This is a genomic window from Cytobacillus sp. OWB-43 (assembly GCF_034651445.1).
GTDB classification, from domain to species: Bacteria; Bacillota; Bacilli; order Bacillales; family Cytobacillaceae; genus Cytobacillus; species Cytobacillus kochii.
The window spans coordinates 137294-161187 of record NZ_JAYEFF010000001.1; the positions used below are offsets into that span (position 1 = coordinate 137294).

The 23894-nt window shown below is 36.3% G+C and carries 23 protein-coding genes and 1 other annotated feature (1 of these 24 cut by a window edge); of the genes, 13 read left to right on the top strand and 10 right to left on the bottom strand.

Features of this window, described 5'->3' with window-relative positions:
• Nucleotides 1-186: a binding site (T-box leader), on the bottom strand (it extends 27 nt beyond the left edge of the window).
• Nucleotides 187-190: 4 nt separating this feature from the next.
• Complete coding sequence (locus U9M49_RS00755) at nucleotides 191-670, bottom strand: MarR family winged helix-turn-helix transcriptional regulator (protein WP_095369867.1); 480 nt, start codon at nucleotides 668-670, stop codon at nucleotides 191-193.
• Nucleotides 671-779: 109 nt separating this feature from the next.
• Complete coding sequence (locus tag U9M49_RS00760) at nucleotides 780-1331, bottom strand: helix-turn-helix domain-containing protein (protein ID WP_095369866.1); 552 nt, start codon at nucleotides 1329-1331, stop codon at nucleotides 780-782.
• 121 nt (nucleotides 1332-1452) lie between these two features.
• On the opposite strand from U9M49_RS00760, the gene U9M49_RS00765 reads away from it, so the two are divergent.
• The 3 genes from U9M49_RS00765 to U9M49_RS00775 all read left to right on the top strand — a co-directional run bounded on the left by U9M49_RS00765 (nucleotide 1453) and on the right by U9M49_RS00775 (nucleotide 3852).
• Nucleotides 1453-2178, top strand: a complete 726-nt coding sequence (locus U9M49_RS00765; protein ID WP_095369865.1) for an AzlC family ABC transporter permease — start codon at nucleotides 1453-1455, stop codon at nucleotides 2176-2178.
• Nucleotides 2168-2476, top strand: a complete 309-nt coding sequence (locus U9M49_RS00770) for an AzlD domain-containing protein (protein ID WP_095369864.1) — start codon at nucleotides 2168-2170, stop codon at nucleotides 2474-2476. The genes U9M49_RS00765 and U9M49_RS00770 overlap by 11 nt, the downstream gene beginning before the upstream one ends.
• Before the next feature lie 101 nt (nucleotides 2477-2577).
• On the top strand, nucleotides 2578-3852 hold the full coding sequence (locus tag U9M49_RS00775; RefSeq protein ID WP_095369863.1) for a M48 family metallopeptidase: 1275 nt from the start codon (nucleotides 2578-2580) through the stop codon (nucleotides 3850-3852).
• 153 nt (nucleotides 3853-4005) lie between these two features.
• Here the strand turns inward: U9M49_RS00775 and U9M49_RS00780 are convergent, their stop codons facing one another.
• Entirely contained in the window at nucleotides 4006-4242 is a 237-nt protein-coding gene (locus U9M49_RS00780; protein WP_095369862.1) for an IDEAL domain-containing protein, read from the bottom strand.
• Between the two features lie 218 nt (nucleotides 4243-4460).
• On the opposite strand from U9M49_RS00780, the gene U9M49_RS00785 reads away from it, so the two are divergent.
• Nucleotides 4461-5021: a competence protein ComK gene (locus tag U9M49_RS00785; protein WP_095369861.1), complete on the top strand. Its 561-nt coding sequence runs from the start codon at nucleotides 4461-4463 to the stop codon at nucleotides 5019-5021.
• Nucleotides 5022-5027: 6 nt separating this feature from the next.
• Here the strand turns inward: U9M49_RS00785 and U9M49_RS00790 are convergent, their stop codons facing one another.
• Nucleotides 5028-5405 (bottom strand): hypothetical protein, encoded by a 378-nt coding sequence (locus U9M49_RS00790; protein ID WP_095369860.1) that lies wholly within the window; start codon nucleotides 5403-5405, stop codon nucleotides 5028-5030.
• A 213-nt stretch (nucleotides 5406-5618) separates the two neighbouring features.
• Here U9M49_RS00790 and U9M49_RS00795 point away from each other — a divergent pair, with 213 nt between their 5' ends.
• From U9M49_RS00795 to addA, 5 genes are all read left to right on the top strand, one after another.
• Complete coding sequence (locus U9M49_RS00795; RefSeq protein ID WP_322909147.1) at nucleotides 5619-7592, top strand: S9 family peptidase; 1974 nt, start codon at nucleotides 5619-5621, stop codon at nucleotides 7590-7592.
• A gap of 288 nt (nucleotides 7593-7880) precedes the next feature.
• Nucleotides 7881-8828, top strand: a complete 948-nt coding sequence (locus U9M49_RS00800) for an LCP family protein (RefSeq protein ID WP_095369858.1) — start codon at nucleotides 7881-7883, stop codon at nucleotides 8826-8828.
• A gap of 45 nt (nucleotides 8829-8873) precedes the next feature.
• On the top strand, nucleotides 8874-9485 hold the full coding sequence (locus U9M49_RS00805) for a TVP38/TMEM64 family protein (RefSeq protein ID WP_095369857.1): 612 nt from the start codon (nucleotides 8874-8876) through the stop codon (nucleotides 9483-9485).
• Between the two features lie 226 nt (nucleotides 9486-9711).
• Nucleotides 9712-13206: a helicase-exonuclease AddAB subunit AddB gene (gene addB / locus U9M49_RS00810; protein WP_095369856.1), complete on the top strand. Its 3495-nt coding sequence runs from the start codon at nucleotides 9712-9714 to the stop codon at nucleotides 13204-13206.
• Nucleotides 13199-16936, top strand: a complete 3738-nt coding sequence (addA, locus tag U9M49_RS00815; protein WP_322909148.1) for a helicase-exonuclease AddAB subunit AddA — start codon at nucleotides 13199-13201, stop codon at nucleotides 16934-16936. Before addB ends, addA begins: the two co-directional genes overlap by 8 nt.
• A 33-nt stretch (nucleotides 16937-16969) precedes the next feature.
• Here the strand turns inward: addA and U9M49_RS00820 are convergent, their stop codons facing one another.
• Genes U9M49_RS00820 through U9M49_RS00845 form a run of 6 tightly spaced genes read right to left on the bottom strand, consistent with a single transcriptional unit; the run spans nucleotide 16970 to nucleotide 18858 of the window.
• Nucleotides 16970-17188: a spore germination protein gene (locus U9M49_RS00820; RefSeq protein WP_095369854.1), complete on the bottom strand. Its 219-nt coding sequence runs from the start codon at nucleotides 17186-17188 to the stop codon at nucleotides 16970-16972.
• A 12-nt stretch (nucleotides 17189-17200) separates the two neighbouring features.
• Nucleotides 17201-17575, bottom strand: a complete 375-nt coding sequence (locus U9M49_RS00825) for a spore germination protein GerPE (RefSeq protein WP_095369853.1) — start codon at nucleotides 17573-17575, stop codon at nucleotides 17201-17203.
• Between the two features lie 4 nt (nucleotides 17576-17579).
• Nucleotides 17580-17756 carry a spore gernimation protein GerPD gene (locus tag U9M49_RS00830; protein ID WP_095369852.1) on the bottom strand — a complete coding sequence of 59 codons (177 nt, stop codon included), beginning with the start codon at nucleotides 17754-17756 and terminating at the stop codon, nucleotides 17580-17582.
• Complete coding sequence (gerPC, locus tag U9M49_RS00835) at nucleotides 17753-18358, bottom strand: spore germination protein GerPC (RefSeq protein WP_322909149.1); 606 nt, start codon at nucleotides 18356-18358, stop codon at nucleotides 17753-17755. Before gerPC ends, U9M49_RS00830 begins: the two co-directional genes overlap by 4 nt.
• Before the next feature lie 27 nt (nucleotides 18359-18385).
• Nucleotides 18386-18619, bottom strand: coding sequence for a spore germination protein GerPB (locus U9M49_RS00840; RefSeq protein WP_095369850.1), 234 nt, complete (start codon nucleotides 18617-18619; stop codon nucleotides 18386-18388).
• A 17-nt stretch (nucleotides 18620-18636) separates the two neighbouring features.
• Nucleotides 18637-18858, bottom strand: coding sequence for a spore germination protein (locus tag U9M49_RS00845; protein ID WP_095369849.1), 222 nt, complete (start codon nucleotides 18856-18858; stop codon nucleotides 18637-18639).
• A gap of 199 nt (nucleotides 18859-19057) precedes the next feature.
• Between U9M49_RS00845 and U9M49_RS00850 the strand changes: the two genes are divergently transcribed.
• The 4 genes from U9M49_RS00850 (at nucleotide 19058) to U9M49_RS00865 (ending at nucleotide 23651) form a co-directional block, all read left to right on the top strand.
• Nucleotides 19058-20650: a long-chain-fatty-acid--CoA ligase gene (locus tag U9M49_RS00850; protein WP_322909150.1), complete on the top strand. Its 1593-nt coding sequence runs from the start codon at nucleotides 19058-19060 to the stop codon at nucleotides 20648-20650.
• A 388-nt stretch (nucleotides 20651-21038) separates the two neighbouring features.
• Entirely contained in the window at nucleotides 21039-22211 is a 1173-nt protein-coding gene (locus tag U9M49_RS00855) for a DUF418 domain-containing protein (protein ID WP_095369847.1), read from the top strand.
• Nucleotides 22212-22289: 78 nt separating this feature from the next.
• On the top strand, nucleotides 22290-23186 hold the full coding sequence (locus U9M49_RS00860; RefSeq protein WP_322909151.1) for a fumarylacetoacetate hydrolase family protein: 897 nt from the start codon (nucleotides 22290-22292) through the stop codon (nucleotides 23184-23186).
• A gap of 114 nt (nucleotides 23187-23300) precedes the next feature.
• Nucleotides 23301-23651, top strand: a complete 351-nt coding sequence (locus U9M49_RS00865; protein WP_322909152.1) for a YisL family protein — start codon at nucleotides 23301-23303, stop codon at nucleotides 23649-23651.
• Nucleotides 23652-23894: the final 243 nt, after the last annotated feature.

Here is a 23894-nt window from a genome sequence, read left to right on the forward strand (position 1 = left end):
CACCCTAATTGAGAAGTATAATACTTCTCCACCTCAACATTTAACGAACGTAGCCGTTCATTGCAAGTAGCAATGAAAGTTCAAGAAGTTGTAATTCGCTTCATCCTTTATACCGACTCTCAGTCATTTGTCGGCTCTCTGTGATAGGGAGGAGGTTGCTACTAAGACTTCTATCATCACTTTTTCTTTATTAAAATTTATTGTCTTTAATGAGCCGGTAAAGGGTTGCAGCTAATTGCTTTTGATCGTCCGTTTTTAACCCTTTAACAATGGAGATTTCTCCCTCATGAAATTCGGGATAAAGCTCTTCAATGACGTCTCTACCCTTAGGTGTAATCACAACAAAAGTGTTTCGGCGATCTCTTGGGTCGGTTTCCCTTCTGCAAAATGACTTATTCTCTAATGTACGCATAATATTACTGATTGTTGCTTTTGATACACCTGCAGAAAGGGCAAGCTCTTTTGTTTCCATTTTTCCATATATCCATAAATCATAAAGAATCGAAAAGGAAGTCCAAGAGATTTTATGCTTGGCTAACACTTCTTGCTCTAGCTTATTTTTAATGCCTTGGCCAATGCGATATAGGCTAGTGACTACGGCTATTGCATTTGGCTCTATCGTTGTTTTTTTACTTATCTTTTGAATGACCGTTGACTCTTCAGGATGCAAATAGCCATCTTCGTCTAATTGGTGAATAGGATCACCCCTCTTTTATTTTCAGAATCATTAGCTATGAAATGATTCTACAAAAAAAGAAACAGAATTGCAACCCTTAAACTTAAGGGTAATACAAAACTGTTTGATAAATAATCATATCTTCCCCAATATTGCGATACGTATGTGCTTTGTTGGCGGAGAAACGGATGGAATTACCTGGTTGAATGGTGTATTGTTGTTCATTAATTTCAAGTTGTAGTGTACCAGTAATCACCGTTACATACTCTTCAACACCTTCATTATGTTTTTCTGATAGATGTTCATAACCTGTCTCAATCTCGACAGTAAAAATTTCAAACTTTTTCCTTGGGTCAAATGGGAAGACCGGATATACGCGATATTTCCCACTATACTCCATAATGGGGCTTATATCATGGCGATTAACCACATGAATAGGAGACTGCTGTTCCTTAATTAAAGATGAGAAGGAAACTTGTAATCCTGTGGCAATCTTCCATAATGTTGTCACTGTTGGGTTGGATTCACCACGTTCTATTTGCCCAAGCATCGCTTTACTTACATTAGTTAAGTTGGCTGTAGTATCTAGACTTAAACCTCGTGCTTTACGTAGATTTTTTAAGTTAACACCGATATTTTTTTGAATATTATCCATAATTCCTCCGAAAATGATTGTTTATTATAACGTACGAATGTATAATATATTGTACAAATAACTAATCAGTTTATTTATTCAATATTATACTATTTTTTGGGATGAAGGGTAGGGAGAAATCTTGGCGGAGCTATTGTTACAAACAAGAGAAGTACCATTTCGAAAAGGGGTGCAGGCTGGTGTAAGTATTGCGATTGGTTATGCCCCCGTTGCACTTACGTTTGGCTTATTAGCAAAGACAACAGGTTTATCTTTTATAGAGACTGTACTTATGAGTATGATTGTTTTTGCAGGTGCATCACAATATATGGCACTTAGCTTAATTAGTTTAGGGACGAGTACTTTCGAAATTATTTTTACAACTTTTATTGTTAATATTCGCCATTTTCTGATGAGTACAGCGCTTAATGAAAAAGCCGAAGATGACAGACTAATGAAAAAGGCACTCTATTCATTCGGCATTACAGATGAATCTTTTTCAGTTATTGCTACAAAAGATGGCGTGCAAAAAACTGGTTTTATTTTAGGTGTGAATATCATTGGGTATATGAGCTGGGTTACCTTTACTGCTCTTGGGTTCGTCGTTGGTGCAAACTTGCCACAAGTGTTACAAGAAAGCATGACAGTTGCGCTATATGCAATGTTTATTGGTCTACTTGTCCCTTCGATGAAAGGCAGTGCTAAAGTTGTTTACCTTGCTGCTATTGCTGCCGGATTAAACACTATTTTTACCTTTACCGGTGCACTTTCAACAGGATGGTCAATTGTTATAGCAACTTTAATTTCTTCCGTTCTTGTTGAGGTTATAGAAGGAATGAAGAGGGAGGATCGGCAAAATGAGCAATGAAGTACTTTGGTTAATTATTGGCATGGGTCTTGTTACATATCTTCCAAGGGTTGCGCCATTTTTACTTTTTAAAGGAAAGGAACTGCCTATATTTGTGCAATCTGTTCTGAAAAATGTTCCTTATGCGACTCTCGGTGCTCTTATTTTTCCTGGGGTTTTGCTTATTGGAGAAAGCATCTGGTACGGCTTACTTGGTGCAGCGATTGCGTTTATTGTTGCTTATATTGGCGCGAATGTAGTCTTTGTTGTCCTTAGTGCTATTATTGTTTTGTCAGGTTACTCCTTATTCATCAGTTAGTTATTTCTTTCCTCTTTTTTGCAGTTCTAAATATGGAAAAGTATACTAAACTAAGTATGAAGGGTTGTACTTTTTTCATTGAGATTAAAGGAGGGAACAAATTGGCAAGAAAAATTGGTCTTTATGGCATTCTTGGCTACTTTTTATATGGTTTATTCTTTTATTGGTATTTATTCCATTTTGCAAATACAGATTTACCATTCGAGTATCAAGGTACAGTTGCTGATCCTGCCACTTTTTTAAATGGTAGAGAACTTGTATTAACTGAGGAATATTCAAAAATACGTAATTTACTATTTTTCTTGTCTACACCTTTTGAATGGATGTTTTACTTATCAATTCTTTTATTGGGGTTATCTGGTGCATTTAAAAAATGGGCTGAGCAATCTTCTAAATTCAAATTTGTGCAAACGTCTATTTATGTTGCTTGGTTGTCACTATTCGCTTTTATCGCTACGACACCACTCAGTTATATCAGTTATCATTTTTCAAAGCAGTACAATATTTCTACGCAAAGCTTTGCTAGCTGGATGAAAGATGAACTTATAGACTTTTGGGTGAACTTTGGCATGATGGTGCTTATCGTTTATGTATTGTATCTGCTTATTAATAAAAGCAGGAAGCGGTGGTGGCTATATGCTTGGATGTTAACCGTTCCTTTTTCATTGTTTTTAATGTTCCTTCAACCAGTGGTCATTGATCCGTTATATAATGATTTCTCTCCTTTAAAGAATAAGGAATTAGAGAGTAAAATATTGGCGCTTGCTCATGAAGCAAACATCCCAGCTGACCATGTGTTTGAAGTTGATATGGCGGAGAAAACGAATGCTTTGAACGCTTATGTTACTGGTATTGGATCAAATTCCCGGATTGTTCTCTGGGATACAACATTAAATAGATTAGATGATGACGGTATTTTATTTATTATGGCACATGAAATGGCGCACTATGTTGAGAAGCATATATATATTGGCATAGGCGGATATTTATTATTATCTTTAGTTGGATTGTATTTAACTTATCGCATAATGGAATGGGCGGTAACGAAGTATGGAGATGCATTGAAGATTCCAGCAGTAAATGATATCCGTTCATTACCATTATTTCTTATAATTATTTCCATGCTTCTGTTCATTTCTAGTCCGTTGTCCAATTTAGTTTCACGCTATCAAGAAACAAGAGCGGATCATTATGCAGTTGAATTAACAAAAGATCCAGAAGCGGGGATCGAAACTTTTCAAGAGCTTACCAAAGCTGGTCTTAGTCAAGTGAATCCACCATTACTTGTGAAGGTATTTCGCTATGGACATCCGACAATGTTGGATCGAATCATTGACTTAGAAGAATATCAAATAAAACATCGAGACGATGAATAGATAAAAAAGAGGTACCATTTTGTGCACACAGCCTTTTGCATTTGCAACGGGGGGTGTGTATATTTTGTTTTTTTAATTTTTTCCCTTCCTTACCTTGATTCCCAGTATAATTCAAAAATAAAAAATCCCCCATTGGTGGTGGAGGATAATAGGTTACGAGCCATATTCTTTTTGCAGTTGAATATATTCATTTGATAGTGTAATGAACATTTTTTTATTTTTGCAGTCTAATGCTTTATCTAATTTCACTTTTACAGCTTGCAGTTTTCTGTTTAGGATAGCGTCGCTAATGACCATGTCGACATATAAGTCTAAAACAAATGCTTCTTTCTTTCTTTTGCGTTTCATGGCGCTTGCTTTCATTAATTCGGCGTATGATTTTTCTTTCATAAAAATCACCCCAATGGCTTTTTATTAGTATATGTAAAGAATTGTATTTATTCAACTTATTTTTGAATTTTTAAAAAAATTAAATATATTATTTTCAAATAAATTGTCAATTAAATAGGAAAAAAGACTGGTTATCATCTTCTCTTTCTGGTAAAATAGAGCTAATTTTAAAAATATTTAGTTTATTTTTCAAAAAAAGTAAAGGGGTGTACCGTTTTATGGCTGAGAAGGAAACGATGATTGAAGAGTATGAAATTAATACAGAAACAATGATGATTTTGCCTATTGAATATGGTAGTAAGATTTATTCTCATATTTATGAAATCGAAGGTGAAGCGGTTTCGCCTTTTAAACCGCTTGAAATTATTAAGAAAAGTTGTCGCTTTTTTGGTGCTAGCTATGAAGGTAGAAAAGAGGGGACAAGACAACTGACAGGTATTACACATAAAGCACCTATTACGATTGATCCCACTAATCTCATTTATTTTTTTCCCACAGCTTCTGCTACAAACCCCAACTGTATATGGATATCTAATGAGCATGTGCTCCATTATCGTCCGCATGAGGGAGGACAAACAGAAGTAACTTTTAGAAATAGGCGTACGCATATTATCCCTGTTTCACATAACATATTTCAAAATCAAATTCTAAGAACCGTTCTGTTAAAAGATACGTTATCGAGCAGAATTGAAGAAACGGAACGAAAATCGCTTTACTTTCTAAAAAGGAAAAAAGCTGAGAAAGTTTCAGAAAACATTAACTTCCTTCGCAGATTATGATGGATATTATTGGCTAATTTGCGATGAAGTATAACGTTTGAATAAATAAAACTCCAGTAATTCATGGACTTTATTTCGTATACGAGGGTTAAAATAATTATGCTGCTCTTCATATCCTTTATAAAGAAACATGAACATTGTAAATGCTTCATCGCGCTTAATTTCTTGTACACTCAACTTTTCTTTATTCATATAGTGCTTCACGCTTCTTAATTCCTTCTGAATTACCCTCATTGTTTCATCAACTAAATTCACATAAGGTTGCTTCAACTTAAACGGACTTGCATCAATCACTTTTAAATCCCTATTAAGTATCGTAAGCACCATTGGCAAATAAATCGCTTGTTCCATAATATTCCGGTCTCGCTCAGGAATTCTTGTCATCGTAAATACTTCTCCTTTTTTTGTTATAGAACATTTGTTCTTATTATATTCTACTCTCATTAAAATATTCATGCAACTGTATCCATTTTTTGTTATTTGATTTTTAGCTTGAAAGAGAGGTATGAATTACTCACAATAAAAGTGGGTAAATAAAGGGGAATATTCCTTACGTCACGAATAAAAGTGAGAAGAACCTATAGAGGAGTGAAGAGGATGAATGCAAAAAAACGAATCAAGCCGGAGGATCAATATCAACTGAAGTCGGTAACTGATCCACAATTAAGTAAGAATGGCTATGATTGTATTTATATAGAAACGACCATGTGTGAAGAAGAAAATACATATAGCTCTCATTTGTTTTACATAAATACCAATCAACCTGCAGAAACGCAACAATTAACATACGGAAAAGGGAGAAACTTGGCACCAAGATGGTCACCAGATGGGTCACAAATCGCATTTGTTTCTAATCGTAATAATGAGGTGAATCAAATATTTATGTTATCAATGAATGGAGGCGAAGCAAAACAGCTGACAAATGAACCGAATGGTGCGACCAACCCTATATGGTCACCGGATGGTAAAAGAATCGCTTTTCAATCAACTGTAGAGAAAGAGAACCTTCCAGAAAAAAACAAGGATAAACCAGAGCCGGTTGAAATAGAAAGGATGAAATATAAGTCTGACGCCAAAGGTTTATGGTCTGGTGATTATCAACATATTGGCGTAATTGATATTGCTTCAGGAGAGCGTGAATGGCTTACAACAGGAGAGCAGGATTATTATCTCCAATGCTGGTCTCCGGACAATCAATCCATCGCATTATTAGCCGATTTGGCAACAGATAAAGATCATTCCTTCAATAATGATGTTTACATATTAGATGTTGAAAGTAAGCAGATGGAGAATATGACAAAAGGAGTTGCCAGCTTCTCTCATGTATCATGGTCCCCTGATGGCAAATGTTTAGGGCTAATTGGGTCGAAGTCGACTTATAAGAATGCTTCTTTGTCCAAGATATGGACATTAGATGTATTCTCAGGAGAATTGACTTGTTTAACAGAAGAATGGGATGTACAAGTCGGTGATTATGTTGTTGCTGACTTCCATCAGTCTGCAAATGCTTCACAGATTTTATGGGCTGAGGATAGCTCGAGCTTCTATTTTCTAGCATCTGACCATGGCAATACAGTACTGTATTTTGGCACAGTTGAAGGAGCGATGTATCCCGCATTATTAGAAGAAAGGCATCATATTTATGGTGTTTCTACAGGGGGCACGATAGATAAAGCGATAGTAGCGATTAGCACACCTACTAATCCAGGAGATTTATACTTGTTGAACGTGACTAGTGGGGAAAAAACAAGACTGACAAATATTAATCAAGCGTTCTTTGAGGAGACGGCTGTTGCTGATGCAGAGGTCCTTCAATATCAATCGATAGATGGCTGGGAATTACAAGGTTGGTTAATAAAGCCGATAAATCACGAGACAAGAGAGAAGTATCCTCTTATTGTAGAGATTCATGGTGGTCCACACACGATGTATGCCAATACATATGTCCATGAGTTTCAAGTGTTAGCCGCAGAGGGCTATGCGGTGTTATATACAAATCCACGGGGCAGTCATGGATATGGACAAGCTTTTGTAGATGCTGTTAGAGGAGATTATGGTGGCAAAGATTATGAAGATATCATGACTGCTGTCGATTATGTTCTCGAATATGATGAGGGAATTGATCGTGAGAGGTTAGGGGTAACAGGCGGTAGCTACGGTGGATTTATGACAAATTGGATTGTAGGACATACAAATCGTTTTAAGGCAGCTGTTACCCAGCGCTCCATATCTAACTGGATTAGCTTTTATGGTGTAAGTGATATCGGCTATTATTTCACTGACTGGCAAATAAAAGGCCAGTTAAATGATATAGAAAAATTATGGAAACATTCACCATTAGCATTTGTGGAACAAGTAGACACCCCACTATTAATTTTACATAGTGAAAATGATTTAAGATGCCCGATTGAACAAGCAGAGCAATTTTACATTGCATTAAAACACCATAACAAACAAGCGAAGTTTATTCGTTTTCCACAAGCTAATCATGAACTCTCTAGAAGTGGTCACCCAAACTTAAGAATGAAGAGACTTCATTATATAAAAAATTGGTTTAATCAATATATTTAAAGATGCTTACCCCGGTAGTGTGATCACTTTCGGGGTATTTGGTAATATTTCGTAAGTGAAACTTTTTTCATGCTGTATCAGTCATATATAAAGGGACGGAAATATCTTTAAAAAGATGTAAAGATAATGAAGAAATGATTTAGAAAAAAGGCTGTAACGTGTATAATTCTAGTATATCTTTTAAAAGAGTTACTGTTCTGTTTATTCCAAAAGTAACAGTATCGGGATAATCTGATATAATTTACAAAAAGAAAGAAAAGAATAATAGGATGAAAGGATACATCTAAAATGAGATCTGAAAGACATCAAGGAAAGAAGAAAAAGCGGAAATTTGGCAAAATAATAAGAAATTTATTTATCATATTCTTGCTTGTTGTTGTTGCAGTAGTAGGATATTCTTACTACCAATTTAAACAAGGTCTACAAACTTCTAAAGCAGATAATGATTCAAGTGTACCAGAGCAAGTATACGAATTTAATGGTGAAAAAGATCAATACGGTGGAACGAATATTTTACTCTTAGGTAGTGACTCAAGAGGAGAAGAAAATGCACGTGCAGATACAATTATGGTTGCACATTATCAACCTGATTCAGGCACTTATAAAATGATTTCTTTTATGCGCGATATGTATGTCGATATTCCAGGACATGGTCAAAATCGTATTAATGCTGCACTTGCTTATGGAGGTCCAGAATTATTAAGGCAAACGATTAAAGAGAACTTTAACATCGACTCGCAATATTATGCAATTCTTGATTTTGAGGGGTTTGAAAAGGTCATTGATGTGGCTTTTCCAAACGGTGTAGAAATCAATGTGGAGAAAGAGATGTCTCAGAAAATCGGTGTAACATTAAAACCGGGATTACAGAAATTGGATGGCGAACACCTATTAGGATATGTCAGATTCAGAAATGACGCGGTTGGCGATTTCGGTCGAGTTGAAAGACAACAAAACGCGATTAAAGCAGTAATGAATCAATTTACTAGTTTAAATACGATAGCTAAACTACCTAAACTAGTAGGAGTTGTTACACCTTACGTCAATACCAATATGAAAACAAGTGACATCTTATATATGGGAAAAGATGTTTTAATGAATGGAAGCCCGCAAGTAGAGTCATTAAGAATTCCAGCAGATGGCACTTACCAAAATGTTAGAATCAGTGGAATGGCTGTTTTACAGGTTGATTTAGAAGCAAACAAACAAGAGTTACAGCAATTTTTAACTAACTAAAAGAAGAATATCTATGTTTTTTCGAGCGAGAGAAGGAGAGTATGGATGGATTTAGAGAGTATCAGACAGTGGCTTACACTAGAAAATATATTAGCTCTAATTGAAGAATATCGTTCATTTGGCCCTCTTCCAGGAATTCTACTACCTTTAATAGAGGCATTTTTACCTTTTCTCCCGCTTTTTTTATTCGTGATGGCTAATGCGAATGCGTTCGGATTATGGGGCGGATTTTTTTATTCTTGGATTGGCTCAGTTGCAGGAGCTTTGCTCGTTTTTTTTATCATTAGAAAATATGGCCAAGCGCGATTCTTAAGTGTAATTAAAAACCATGATAAAGTAAAAAAATTAATGGCATGGGTTGAAAAGCATGGTTTTGCACCGTTATTTTTATTACTATGCTTCCCTTTTACACCATCTGCTATTGTAAATATTGTGGCTGGCTTATCGAGAATAAGTATTGCCCAATACGCATTGGCAGTCATAGCAGGAAAAATGGTGATGATTTTTACAATGAGTTTTGTCGGGCATGATATTGCCTCACTGATTACAAAACCGACGAGAACGGCCATCGTCATCCTCATCATTGCTATTCTTTGGTATGTAGGTAAAAGAATAGAAATTAAATTAAATACAAGTGTAGAAAAAACGAAAAAATAGATAGTTTAGAGGAAAGCCCGGCAGATGTTTGCTGGGCTTTTTGAATTTTTGAATAAGAACAGAAAAAGAATAGAGCACATGCATCTATCCTGCAACAATGTTAACCACCAAGCAGAATTCCCTGTATTTACTTTAAACACAAAAAGGAGAAAAGTGTGAGAGATGTGCTAAAATAGGAACAAAGATTCTATAGGTCGATTCACATTGAAAGTGAAGGTGAAAATACATGACAGTAAAGATGTTAATTGGTCGGTCTCAGACAGGAAAAACCGAGAAGATGGTCAGTGAGATAAAGCAACTTATGAAAGAAAATCCTGAAGGCTCACCAATTATTTATATTGTTCCAGAACAGATGACGTTTCAATCTGAATATAAATTAGCTAGTTCTAAAGGTTTAGGAGGAATGATTAGAACACAAGTTTTTTCTATCACGAGATTAGCATGGCGAGTTCTGCAAGAGACTGGTGGAATAAGCCGTTATCATTTAAGTAGTATTGGTACAAACATGCTCATTCGCAAGATTATTGAGGAACAGAAGGATGAGCTGAAAATTTTTCAAAATGCAGCTGATAAAAATGGCTTTATCCAGCAGATGGAAAGCATGTTAACAGAGTTTAAACGGTATTGTGTGAACCCTACTGAATTACAAATGCGAATAGCGCAATTACAACAGAATGATCATGAGAAAAAAGTGTTAGCAGAGAAACTGCATGATTTAGAATTGATTTATTCGAAGTTTGAAGCCGGTATATTGGATAAATACTTAGACTCGGAAGACTATTTGCAATTACTTGCTGAAAAAGCAAATGAATCGGTTTATTTGCAAAAGGCAACAGTTTATATCGACGGTTTTCATAGTTTTACACCACAGGAATACCGCGTTATTGAAGCACTTATCCGTCATTGTCCAAATATGACAATTGCCCTAACGTTAGATCAGCCGTTTGATAACGAACCACCAGATGCCCTCCATTTATTTAGGCAAACAGGTGAGACATATCAAACAATTCTAGAGATAGCTAAGCAACAAAAACATCAAGTCGAATATGAGTTACTTTCTCAAGTTCCGACAAACAAGCATGAATCATTGAGACATTTTGAAGCCAATTTTGAAGTGCGTCCGACTATCCCATTTAGTGGGGAGGCACGGGTCATGATTGCCCATGCAATGAATCGCAGAGCAGAAATTGAGGGGATTGCCCGGAAGGTTCGTGCCCTTGTTCGTGATGAAGGGTTAAGGTATAAAGATATAACCGTACTTATGAGAAACGGTCATGAATATCATGATTTAATTACAACCGTGTTTAATGATTATGAGATTCCTTTATTTATTGATAGAAAGAAGTCCATGTTACATCATCCTGTTGTCGAATTTATTCGTTCCAGTTTAGAGGTGTTAATGAGTAACTGGCGATATGAACCTGTTTTCCGTACGATAAAAACTGAAATGATTTTTCCACTTAACTATTCGTCTTCATTATTACGTGAGAAGATGGACCGGTTAGAAAATTATGTTTTATCTTATGGCATACAAGGTAGTAAATGGACAAAGAAAGAGCGCTGGAAATATCGGAGAATTCGTGGCCTTGAGATGACAAATACAGGGCAAACAGATGCAGAAAGAGACATAGAAGAAGAAGTCAACCAATTAAGAGATATCGTAGCTGCACCACTATTGAGACTTTCAAGGCGAATGAAGAAAGCGGAAACAGGCAGGGAATACGCAGAAGCCCTTTATTTATATTTAGAAGAAACAGATATCCCAGCCAAAATAGAAAAACTGCAAATAGAGACGGAAGAAAGAGGAGAGCTTGTTAGATCTAGAGAGCATAACCAAGCATGGAATGCAGTTGTTGAGCTATTGGATGAATATGTAGAAATGCTTGGTAGTGAGCAGATGACGACAGAGCGCTTTGCGACAATATTAGATGCAGGTATTGAAGCACTACAATTTAGTATTGTACCACCTGCAATGGACCAGGTAATTGCTGCTGATATGGAAAGGTCACGAGTGGCTGATATGAAAGCTGCCTTTATTATTGGTTTAAATGAAGGGGTTCTACCAGCAAAGTTTCCAGAAGAAGGTGTATTAGCAGATGATGATCGCGAGCAGTTATTGTCACTAGGAATGAAAGTAGCTCCTTCAACGAAAACGAGATTGTTAGATGAAGAGTTTTTGGCGTATAAGGCATTTGTCACACCGTCAGATTATTTATTTGTTAGCTATCCAATGGCAAACGAAGAAGGTAAGGCACTCATTCCCTCTCCATTTATAAAGAGAATACAAGATCAATTTGTACAAATAAAAGAAGAGTATTTGATGTCAGATCCAGCAGAACTAAATGAAGAAGGACAAATAGACTATATCAGTCATATTAATACAGCATTAACGTTTTTAACATCGCAATTACAATTACAGAAACGCAATTATGCCATTTATGACATGTGGTGGGATACGTATAATATTTATTTACAGAAATCAGGCTGGCAAGATATCACAAACAAGGTTTTAGCAAGTTTACATTATGAGAATAGGACAGAACAACTAGATGAAGAGATTAGTAAAGCATTGTATGGTGAAACGATTCGTGCAAGTGTATCAAGAATGGAACTCTTTCATAGCTGTCCGTTCTCACATTATGCCCAATATGGTTTGCGTTTGAGAGAACGGCAAGTCTTTCGATTAGAAGCACCTGATATTGGTGAATTATTTCATGCCGCCCTAAAATATATAACCGAAACGGTTATGCATAAGGACTTGCAATGGTCAGATATGACAAGGGAACAATGCGAATTACTTGCAAAAGAAGCCGTTGAACTACTTGCACCTAAATTACAGCATGAAATCCTCCTAAGCTCTAATCGATACTTCTATATTAAGCGAAAACTGGAGCAAATCATTAGCCGTGCATCCTTTATTATGGGAGAACATGCAAAAGCCAGTGGATTCACACCCGTCGGTTTAGAGATGAGCTTTGGACCTTCTGGTGATTGGCCATCTCTATCTTTTCCATTGAAAAATGGCAGTATGATGGAACTAGTGGGACGCATTGATCGTGTTGATCAAGCGAAAGGTGAGAAGACAGGATCGTATTTACGCATTATTGATTATAAGTCAAGTGAGAAAGACGTGAATATTAACGAGGTATATTACGGATTATCGTTACAAATGTTAACCTATTTGGATATTGTCATTGCCCATTCAGAGGAACTCATCGGTATGAAAGCTGATCCAGCGGGTGTTCTGTATTTTCATGTTCATAATCCAATGATTAACTCAAGCAAAATGCTTGGTTTAGACGAGATAGAAAAAGAGATCTTGAAAAAGTTCAAAATGAAGGGATTATTATTAGGAGAAGAAAATGTTGTACGTTTAATGGACAAGTCTTTAACAACAGGCGATTCGCCGATTATTTCTGCTGGCTTTAATAAAGATGGGTCGCTATCAAAGCGATCCAAGGTTGCTGATAAAGCGGAATTTAATTACTTGCGACAATTCGTGAGAAATAAATATATTAAAACGGGTAACCAAATGACTGGTGGTCAAGTGGAGATATCACCATATAAATTGAAAGAACGGACGCCATGTACATTTTGTTCTTTTAAATCCATCTGTCAATTTGATGAGTCATTAGAAACGAATACATTTAGATTATTAGATGAAAAACCGAGAGATGAAGTGCTAACTCGAATAAGAGAGGAGGCAGAAAAGGATGCCTAAATCTATCATTCCACCAAAGCCTGAGAATCTTACTTGGACAGATGATCAATGGAAAGCGATCCATGCGACAAATCAAGATATTCTCGTAGCGGCAGCAGCAGGATCGGGGAAAACCGCTGTACTAGTTGAAAGAATCATTACCAAAATATTAAACACTGACAATCCCATGAATGTCGATGAGCTCCTTGTTGTCACATTTACTAATGCTTCAGCAGCAGAAATGCGTCATAGAATAGGAGAAGCGCTAGAGAAGGCAATTCAAGCGGACCCACATTCCTATCATTTACGTAAACAATTAACTTTGCTCAATAAAGCATCCATCTCAACGTTGCATTCTTTCTGCTTAGAGGTAATAAAGAAATATTATTATTTAATCAATATAGACCCAGGATTTAGAATTGCAGATGAAACAGAGGCTCAATTATTACGAGATGAAGTTTTAGATGATTTATTTGAAGAAGCTTATGGTAAAGAAGATAACGAAGCATTTTACCACTTAGTGGATACGTTCACAAACGATCGCAGTGATGTGGCGCTTCAAGATATGATTAGACAAATCTATGATTTTGCTCGAGCAAATCCGTCAATGGATGATTATTTGGACAAGATGATTGAGATGTACAATGTGACTCCTACTGCAAATATGGGCGATATTCCATTTGTCGGTTATCTCCTCTCAGATGTTCGCCTGCAATTACAAGGTGTGAGAAGTTTATTAACCCACGCACTTGAGTTAACAAAGCAACCTGGGGGACCAGCGCCAAGAGCGGACAACTTTGTAGCAGATATCCAACTAGTCGATATCTTAATACAGGCGGCTGAGCAATCTTGGGAGACATTGTATGAGGCAATGCAGTCTTATAAATTTAAAACTTTAAAGGCTTGTAAAGGGGAAGAGTTTGAGCCAGAACTAATAGAAGAGTCGAAAAAAGTGCGAGATCAAGCGAAGGATGTCTTGAAGAAACTGAAAGAAGAGCTTTTTAGCAGGAAAGCAGAATCTTTTCTAAAAGATATGTTAGAAATGAAGCCACATATTGCAGGATTAGCACAATTAGTAAAAGCATTTGCAGAGAGGTTTGCAGCAGTTAAAACAGAAAAAGGACTAGTAGACTTCGCTGATTTAGAGCATTATTGTTTGGATATTCTTGGGGTTGTTGATCAATTTAATCAATTCATTCCTACAGACGCTGCCCTTGCCTATAAAAAACAATTTAAAGAAGTGCTTGTCGATGAATACCAAGATACGAATATGGTACAAGAGGCGATTCTTCAACTAGTCACAAATGATAATGAGTTAAACGGAAACCTCTTTATGGTTGGAGATGTAAAACAATCGATTTATCGTTTCCGTTTAGCAGAACCGAACTTATTTTTAAACAAATATAATCGGTTCACGACTGACGGTGAATCAACAGGTTTACGCATTGATCTGGCGCGGAATTTCCGCAGTAGAAAAGAAGTCCTACATGGCACCAATTTTATCTTTAAGCAAATTATGGGAGAAAATGTAGGGGAGATTGTTTATGATGAAGCAGCTGAACTTGTTCCTGGAGCTGCTTATCCTGAAGAAGTGACGCATCCGATTGAGTTAACGATGATTGATCTTGAAGATGAAGATCATACGGAACAACCTGATTCGTTTGAGGAGGAAGAGCTCGCGCAATCACAATTAGAAGCAAGACTCATAGCAAAGAAAATTAGAGAATTAATGGCTAGCCATAAACAAGTGTATAATGCAAAGCTTAAGCAAGAGCAACCGATGAAGTATCGGGATGTTGTGATTTTATTGCGTTCAATGACGTGGGCACCACAAATGATAGAGGAATTAAGACAGCAAGGGATTCCTGTTTATGCTGATCTTTCACAAGGCTATTTTGATGCTACCGAAGTTTCCATTATGATGTCACTCTTAAAAGTGATAGATAATCCATATCAAGATATTCCATTAGCCGCTGTATTACGTTCGCCAATTGTTGGTCTAACAGAGAATCAATTGGCGACCATAAGAGTTCCTCATCAAACTGGTGCTTATTATGAAGCGGTTCAACAATTTTGTTCTGAAGTTCAAACAGGGGCTAAGGTTGCCATTTATGATAAGCTAAAGCCGTTTTTATTGCAGTTAGAAAATTGGCGACAAAAAGCCAGACAAGGTGCTTTATCTGATTTGATTTGGCAATTATATAGAGAAACACGATTTTATGATTTTGCAGGTGGGATGCCTGGTGGAAAACAACGCCAAGCTAATTTGCGCGCCTTATATGATCGGGCAAGACAATATGAAGCTACATCATTTAGAGGATTGTTTAGATTTTTGCGCTTTATTGAAAGAATGAGAGAAAGAGGAGACGATTTAGGGGCTGCCCGTGCCTTAGGAGAACAGGAAGATGTAGTACGTATCATGACTATTCATAAAAGTAAAGGGTTAGAGTTTCCTTTTGTCTTTATGCCAGGGCTAGCACGAAACTTTAATACGATGGATTTGAAGAAGTCTTTCTTGCTAGATAAGGATCTGGGGTTAGCATATAAATATGTGAATGCAAATAAAAGGATTTCTCTTGCTTCGTTACCGCAGCTTGCCTTCAAACGTAAGAAAAAAATGGAGATGCTTGCTGAAGAAATGCGAGTGCTTTATGTTGCTTTGACAAGAGCGAAGGAAAAGCTTTTCTTGATTGCTTCGCCGAAAAATATGGCTAAGAAGTTGAAGGATTGGCAAAGGGTGTCGAGGAATTCAGACTGGCTACTTGATGATTTTACTCGTGCTCAAAGTACAAGCTATTTAGACTGGATCGCACCTGCTATCATCCGACATCAAGATAGCGCAACTTTAGATACTAGTTTGAGTCCGGTAGTAGCAGCAATTCATAACCATCCATCTAGTTGGGAAGTTCAAATTGTTGCAAAAGAAGAAGCGAAGGCGGTTATTGATGAAAATCAAAATGAATCTGACCTTCTCTTAGAAAAAGTACAGCAGGGAGAAAGAGTCGATAAAAAATCTCGTTATTATGAAACGATTAAGCATCGTCTGGAATGGTCATATCCTTATCAATCAGCAATGAAATCAAGATCGAAACAGTCAGTTTCTGAAATAAAAAGGCAAAAAGAAATCTTTTCTCAAGAGGAAAGTGGGCAAGAATTAGTTAAAGGGTTTAAAAAGCCAATTTTAAATCGACCGTTATTCATGCAAGAAAAGTCCATTACACCTGCTGAAAGAGGAACGGCCTTGCATACAGTGATGCAACACTTAGACTTACATGATCCAGCAGAGGAAAAGCATATAATGGAAAAAGTAGAACATTTAGTGAAAAAAGAACTGTTAACAGCTGAGCAAGCTACGGTCGTTGACCCAGCTTTGATTGTTGACTTCCTTGAAAGTGAGCTAGCTGAGCGTATGAGAAAAGCAACGACTTTGCAAAGAGAAGTACCGTTTAACCTTGCTTTGCCAGCTAGTGAAGTTTACTCCCATTGGGATCAAGCAGAAGATACGGTATTAGTACAAGGAATTATTGACTGTTTGTTTGAGGATCATAAGGGCCTTGTTATCGTGGATTACAAATCAGATCGCATTACCGATCGTTTTAGAGGTGGAATGGATGAGGCAGCACCAATTTTAATTGATAGATACCGAGTTCAAATTAATTTATACACGAAAGCGGTCGAACAGATAACAAAAAGGAAAGTCGCACAAAAGTACCTTTATTTCTTTGATGGCGGTTATTTTTTGGAAATATAAAAAGAGGGCAGTTGCCCTCTTTTTAGTGTATTCTTATAAGTTGCCTACAGTTGGCTGATCCAATAGGTTTGCATCTAATACATTACTTGCACTGAGCCCGTTGTTTGTCATTATAAATCCACCAGTGTTCAAAGTTCCAGAGCCAGTAGTGGATTTAGAGTTACTTTTTGGTGATATATAAAGTGAATCGCCGAATTGAACAATACCACCTGAAACATTGATTATCTGGACAGGGCCGATAATTGCCGGCATAATAAACACCCTTTATTCTTCGTTTTTCACAAATTGTCTAAAATGTTTCACACGAGATTCCATACTAATATCTTTCGTATTGCCAATATGAAGGACTGAGCTTGATGAAACGCCTAAAATATCTATATTCTTAACTTTAATAATGGGTTTATGTTGAATATAGTGAGTTTGGATATTTTCAGTTATTTTCGGAATAATTAATTCTTCTCTATAGAGGTCATAAGCGTTGTAATTACCTTCTTTACCATAAAAGATTTCAGCGTCTCGCTGCAGTGCCAATGCCCTGGAATAACCTTGGATATAAGAAGTATCGCCGATTTCGAAAATGGAGGAGAAGCCAAATGTGTCCACCTTAATCTGGTCTACAACTGATGTTCTTTTAAACATGTAATTACTCCGGTGTTAGTGGTACAAAGGGACCGATAATTAGTGATTCAGGTGGTGTATCAAAGGTAGAGGCAAGCTGTATCGTTTCCGCATCACCGACAAGAAATATGGATGAACTTGACACACCAATTATCCGCACATCTCCCACACATAACTCGCGGTTATATACTTGGAAATTCATTCTTTTTTCATCTCCTTCATATTCTCCGGTAAATGACTAAGGAAGGCATAGACACCATTTCGTATTTCCGTTTTTAATGCTTCAATCACTTTTGTTTTCTCTTCCTGGCTGTCTAGATTACGATTAGACTGCTGTTTCAAATAGTAGTCTACACGACTAGAAAGCTGCTTTTTAATATCCTCTTTAATAAATTCTACATAGGAGCTATCCTTTGGCATTTTTAAGTTTGCTTCTGCTTCTTCAACAATTTGTGGGAGCTCCCCTTCTATAAAAGTTAATAATGCCGTTTCTATTTCCATATTTCTTTTAAACAAATTTTTGGGAGAATAAGGTGTTTGTAATTCTTTTTGATCGACAGAGAAATCATCAATATCTTGCAAATCTGATGGATTTAAGCCAATGTTTAATGTCCCTTCCAATGTCTCTACTTTTAACTGGTCAAATTTATATTCGATCCGGTCGATATGAATAGGCTGACGATCATTTTGTGCCATTTCTTCCTTCATTTTTTTCATTGAAGATTCAAGCTTTTGAATTCGCTGTTCTTGCATTTGTACATAAGCTTGTAATTGTTGAAAATACGTGTAAAGATCTTGACTCATCCTAAAATCGCCGCCTTTCCAATCTTATTATGGTTTCGATGGAGCAGTTAAGGGAACGAGTGGTGTCCCTACTGTTGTTCCTGGGGCAATTGGCGTTTCTTCATATTCTGGTGCAGGTTCGGTAAACCCTCCCGTATTATACAAGTGGGAGGATGGTTTAATAATACCTGCACTGCCAATTTGAAATACGGAAGAGTTTGAGACCCCGCCGATTTTAATTAGCTGAATAGAAATAGATTGTTGAATATAATAATTATTCATCGCTCATCACCTTAAAGTTATGCATTAAAGTAGTTACCTTGGTCAACGCTATCGTTATCATATGTGTTGGTTGTGCTATTGTAGTTAACAACATCTAATCCATCCCCTGTATTAAAAGAACCGGCTCCAGAAAACGTTTTGGCATTAGAGAGGGGCATTACCTTATAAATATCACCAATGTTAAAGACGGAACTACTTCCTATAGAAATTACTTGAACAGCTCCAACAATTGCTGGCATATAAACACCCTTTGCATACACAGAAGTTTTGAAAACGGGCGAATGCCCTAATTATCTATTTATCATTATCCTATGTGCCTAGTGTAATAGTGTGAAGAAACTTTATGATTAAGGGTGAAAAATATAGATGTCAGACTGTTGAAATGCTAAAATAATTATAATCAGAAAATTTTAATTATTTTAGCGAGGAGGATTTACCGTGAAGGTACCATTAATATTAACTGAATTTCTAGATCGTGCGGTAAGGTTATATGGAGATAAAGAAGCAATATATGGTGATACGCTCACACTTACATATAATCAATTGAATAAAAGGGTGAATCAACTATCACATGGGCTAGAAAGCATTGGTGTACAAAAGGGAGACCGTGTCGCTTATTTAGCGCCAAATACTGTGGAAATGCTTGAAGGGTTTTATGGTGTATATCAATTAAATGCAATTATGGTTCCACTTAATATCCGCCTGCAGCCAAATGATTACGTTTTCATATTAAATCATAGTGAATCAAAAGTACTTTTCGTTGATCAAGAACTGTATAGATTGATACAACCAATTAAAGATCAGTTAGTAACAATAGAAACGATTATTGTTCATGATATGGATGGTGATACAACTGAAATTGGTTATGACAATTGGTTAGCATCTTTTCCTGAAGAAAGTTTTTGTAGAGAAGAAATAGACGAAGAGGATGTATGTTCTTTGTTATATACGAGTGGAACAACAGGAGACCCAAAAGGTGTGATGCTTACTCATCGTAACAACTACTTACATGCATTAAGTACGATGCATCATTTGCGGGTGAGTGATCAAGATACACTTATTCATGTACTGCCGATGTTTCATGTTAACGGCTGGGGTTCGCCATTTTATTATACAGCGAATGGGGCAAAACAACTTTGTCTGCGTAAAACGACACCAGAAGTCATCTTTCAAGCAATGGAGAAATATAAAGTGTCTATCGTTCATATGGCACCGACTGTATTGAATAGCTTAATGCAATACTATGATCAGTATCAAACGAAGTTCTCACATCCTATTCGCGTAGTGATTGCAGGTTCTGCCCCGCCACCTGCTTTTGTTTCTAAAGTGGAAGCTGAGATGGGCTGGGACTTTATCCAGGTATATGGGATGACCGAATCTTCACCACTAAGCACGATATCACAAATCAGATCTCATATCCAAATAAATGAAAAAGAAACATATAGAATGAAGGCAAAAGCCGGTTATCAAATGATTGGTTCTCAAGTGAAAGTTGTGGATGAATATGGTGCAGAAGTTGCAAGTAATAGCAAAGATATTGGCGAAGTGGTTGTGCGTAGTCACGGGGTAATGAAAGGTTACTGGAAAAATGAAAAAGCAACGGCAGAAACGATTCGTGATGGCTGGCTACATACTGGTGATATGGGGACAGTTGATCAATATGGCAACATAGACATTGTGGATCGTAAGAAAGATATTATTATTTCCGGTGGTGAAAATATTTCTTCAATAGAAATTGAAGGTGTATTATACGAACATCCTGCCATTTTGGAAGCAGCTGTTATTGCCGTACCACATGAGAAATGGGGAGAAACCCCACATGCCTTTATTGTTTTAAAGGAAGGGATGGACGGGGTGAACGAAAAAGATATTATTGCTTTTACTCGTGAAAATATGGCTCATTTTAAAGCGATAACTAGCGTAACATTTACAAACGAACTACCAAAAACAGCTTCAGGAAAAATCCAAAAAATTCATTTACGTAACGATTATTGGGCTACAAGTGGGAAAGACGGTAGATATGTTAATTGAAAAATTTGTTTGAAGCGAGAGCGCATGTTTTTTGGATTTATTTAATAATGAGAAGTATGGGCATATCTTTTAAGGTAAAGATATGCTTTTTTTCATGTTCGGTAATGTACGTTAAGAAACTGCAAAAAAATAGTAAGAGAAAATGATTAAATTGATAGTAGAAAATATGCTATATTAAGGTAGTGTGTTGATGAATATTGGAATTAAAGGAAGAAATAGGTTAACTGTTTTCAGGTGGCTCTACTTTTATTCTCTCATCAGATTCTAATAGAAATAAGTGACCAGTTAACAAATTAAAGACCGGCAGTCGGGATAGACTGGGAAAAAGAGAAGGAGGTAAAAGGAACGACTTAGTTCAATTGTAAAAACAATTTCTTAGGAGGAAGTTATGCAATCGCTTAACGAAAACAGAAGAATTCATTCCATCGATGCAATGAGGGGATTCGCTTTATTTGGTATTTTAATAGTCAATTTTTTATCTTTCCATTCACCATATACGCATATAGATCCGTTTAATTATTGGGATAAAGCAGGGGATAGTACGGTTTTTCCTATTATTGATGTATTTTTTCAAGCGAGTTTTTATCCGTTATTTTCTTTATTATTTGGCTATGGTGTCATGATTCTAAAAGAAAGGGCAGAGTTAAAAGGCGTTCATAGTCCATTATTACTTGCAAGAAGATTTCTATTTTTATTAATCATCGGTTTATGTCACGCATTATTCATTTGGCATGGAGATATTTTAGTTACCTATGCTATCGCAGGATTTGCTCTTATTTTATTCATAGAACTGTCAGGGAAACTGTTAATCTTACTTGGTCTACTCATTTATATCATTCCAAATCTACTCTTAGTTGGGATATTACTTCTTACGTTATTCATAGAACCAGATCTTTCGGCGATGATGACGACATCTGTTGCTGACATTGTTCAGGTGTATCAATCAGGCACATGGCTAGAAATCGTACGTCAGAATATAGATGACTGGTTAATGAATAATAATTTGGCCACAATGCCCATTTTAATGATTAGTATTTTACCATTGTTTTTAATTGGAGCAGGGCTACGAAAGCTTCAAGTGGTTGAAAAACTTGAACAAAGACGGATGACAGCGATTGTTCTCATGATTGTATTTCTTACTACTGGATACCTTATTAAACTATTACCATATTTCATTAGTACTAATTTAGCAATGCAATATATACAAGATATCTTTGGGGGCCCATTGGTAGCGGTTGGGTATAGCCTACTCATCCTTGTGCTCGTTAATAGCAAGATAGGGATAATCACAAAACCTTTACAAACAATCGGGCGCTTGTCTATGACGAATTATTTAATGCAATCCATTGTGGCTACATGTTTATTTTATAGTTATGGGTTTGGATTGTATGGCAATGTATCATTGCTGACAGGAACAATGATTGCCATTATATTATACGTATGTCAAATTCTATTCAGCATAATATGGATGAAATATTTTGTATATGGCCCATTTGAATGGTGCTGGAGATGGTTCACTTATTGGCAAAAGCCGTCTACATTTAAAAGAATTCAAAAGTAAGAGTCATCTATTATTCACAATCATTTGCTAACATTTCAGTTAATTTACGCTATACTTATTTAAAAAGGGGTGTAGAGTGTGAAGTACATAACATATGAATACAATAATAAACAAGCTTACGGCGTACTTGTGAAAGAAGAAAAAATGGTCTTACCTTTGCAGGAGGCTGCACAAAACAAAGGGGTACCTTTGCCAGAAGATTTAGTGGATGCCATCGGACATGAAAAATGGAGCGACACATTCATACAGGAATTAATAAGCAATGAAAGTGAATCTACCCTGTTGATAGCCTTAGAAGACATTCAATTAAAAGCACCAATTCCAAGGCCGAAAAAGAATGTTTTCTGTGTAGGGAAAAACTATGCAGAACATGCAATTGAAATGGGAAGTTCAGCAGATATTCCTAAAGAAATGATTGTCTTTACGAAGTCACCTACAACAGTAGCTGCTCCAGACGAAGAAATCCCTCATTATCAACAACTAACAGAAATGTTAGATTATGAAGGAGAAGTAGGAGTAATTATCGGTAAAAAAGGCAAAGAGATAGAAGAAGCGGAAGCGTTAGATTATGTGTTTGGATATACGATTATTAATGATATAACAGCAAGAGATATACAATCTAAACATAAGCAATACTTTTTAGGGAAAAGCTTGGATCAATCATGTCCGATAGGTCCGTGGATTGTAGGGAAAGAAGAGTTAACAAATCCTAATGATTTGCGTATTACGACTAAGGTCAATGGAGAAGTAAGACAAGATTCTCATACTTCAAAATTTATCTTTCCTATCGAGAAGATTATTCACATCCTTTCAAAAGGGATGACGCTAGAACCAGGAGATATTATTGCCACAGGTACACCTGCTGGCGTTGGTAATGGCTTTAAACCACCACGTTTTCTAAAGCCAGGTGATCATATTGAAATCACAGTTGAAGGTGTAGGGCAGTTATCTAATACAATAATGAGTATTAATTAATCATTATTGTAAAGATTGATAGTAATCTTTAGGCTTTATCTATTTGATTATGGTATGATGTAAACGAATTATTCTCTAAGGATAAGAGAATAAGAAATTTAAGGGGGTTCTAATGTGACACATGCACATTTAACAACATGGATCGTTGCCTTTATTCTATTCTTTGTTGCCTTATCATTGCAGAAAAATGGCAAAGATAAAGTGGTACATATGATTCTAAGATTATTTTACTTATTAATCATTGCCACAGGTGTAGGTATGCTTTTCTCAATTAGTAATATTGATATTATGTATGTATTGAAAGCGCTTGTTGGCCTATGGATTATCTCTATGTGGGAAATGATCTTAATTCGTAATAAAAAGGGCAAAAGAACAACCATTTTATGGGTACAATTAATTGTCGCTTTTTTACTTGTCCTTTATTTAGGCTTAAGTTTGCCATTAGGATTCAAACCATTTATGTAGGTGAAAAGACTCTATTGGAAGCTGCTAAAATTAGCAGCTTTTTTCTTTTTTTCGTGTCATTATATCAACTTTTATGGTATTTTTAATCTGATAGTACTATATTAACTTTCTTGTTTTGGGCATTTAATACTATATGAAACGAAGTTGCGCTACCTGACACAGTCCCTATTATTAGAGGGTATGGTCAACATTGTACGGATGAGAACCTCCATGATTGATCATGAAGTAAAAGATGAGGGCGGT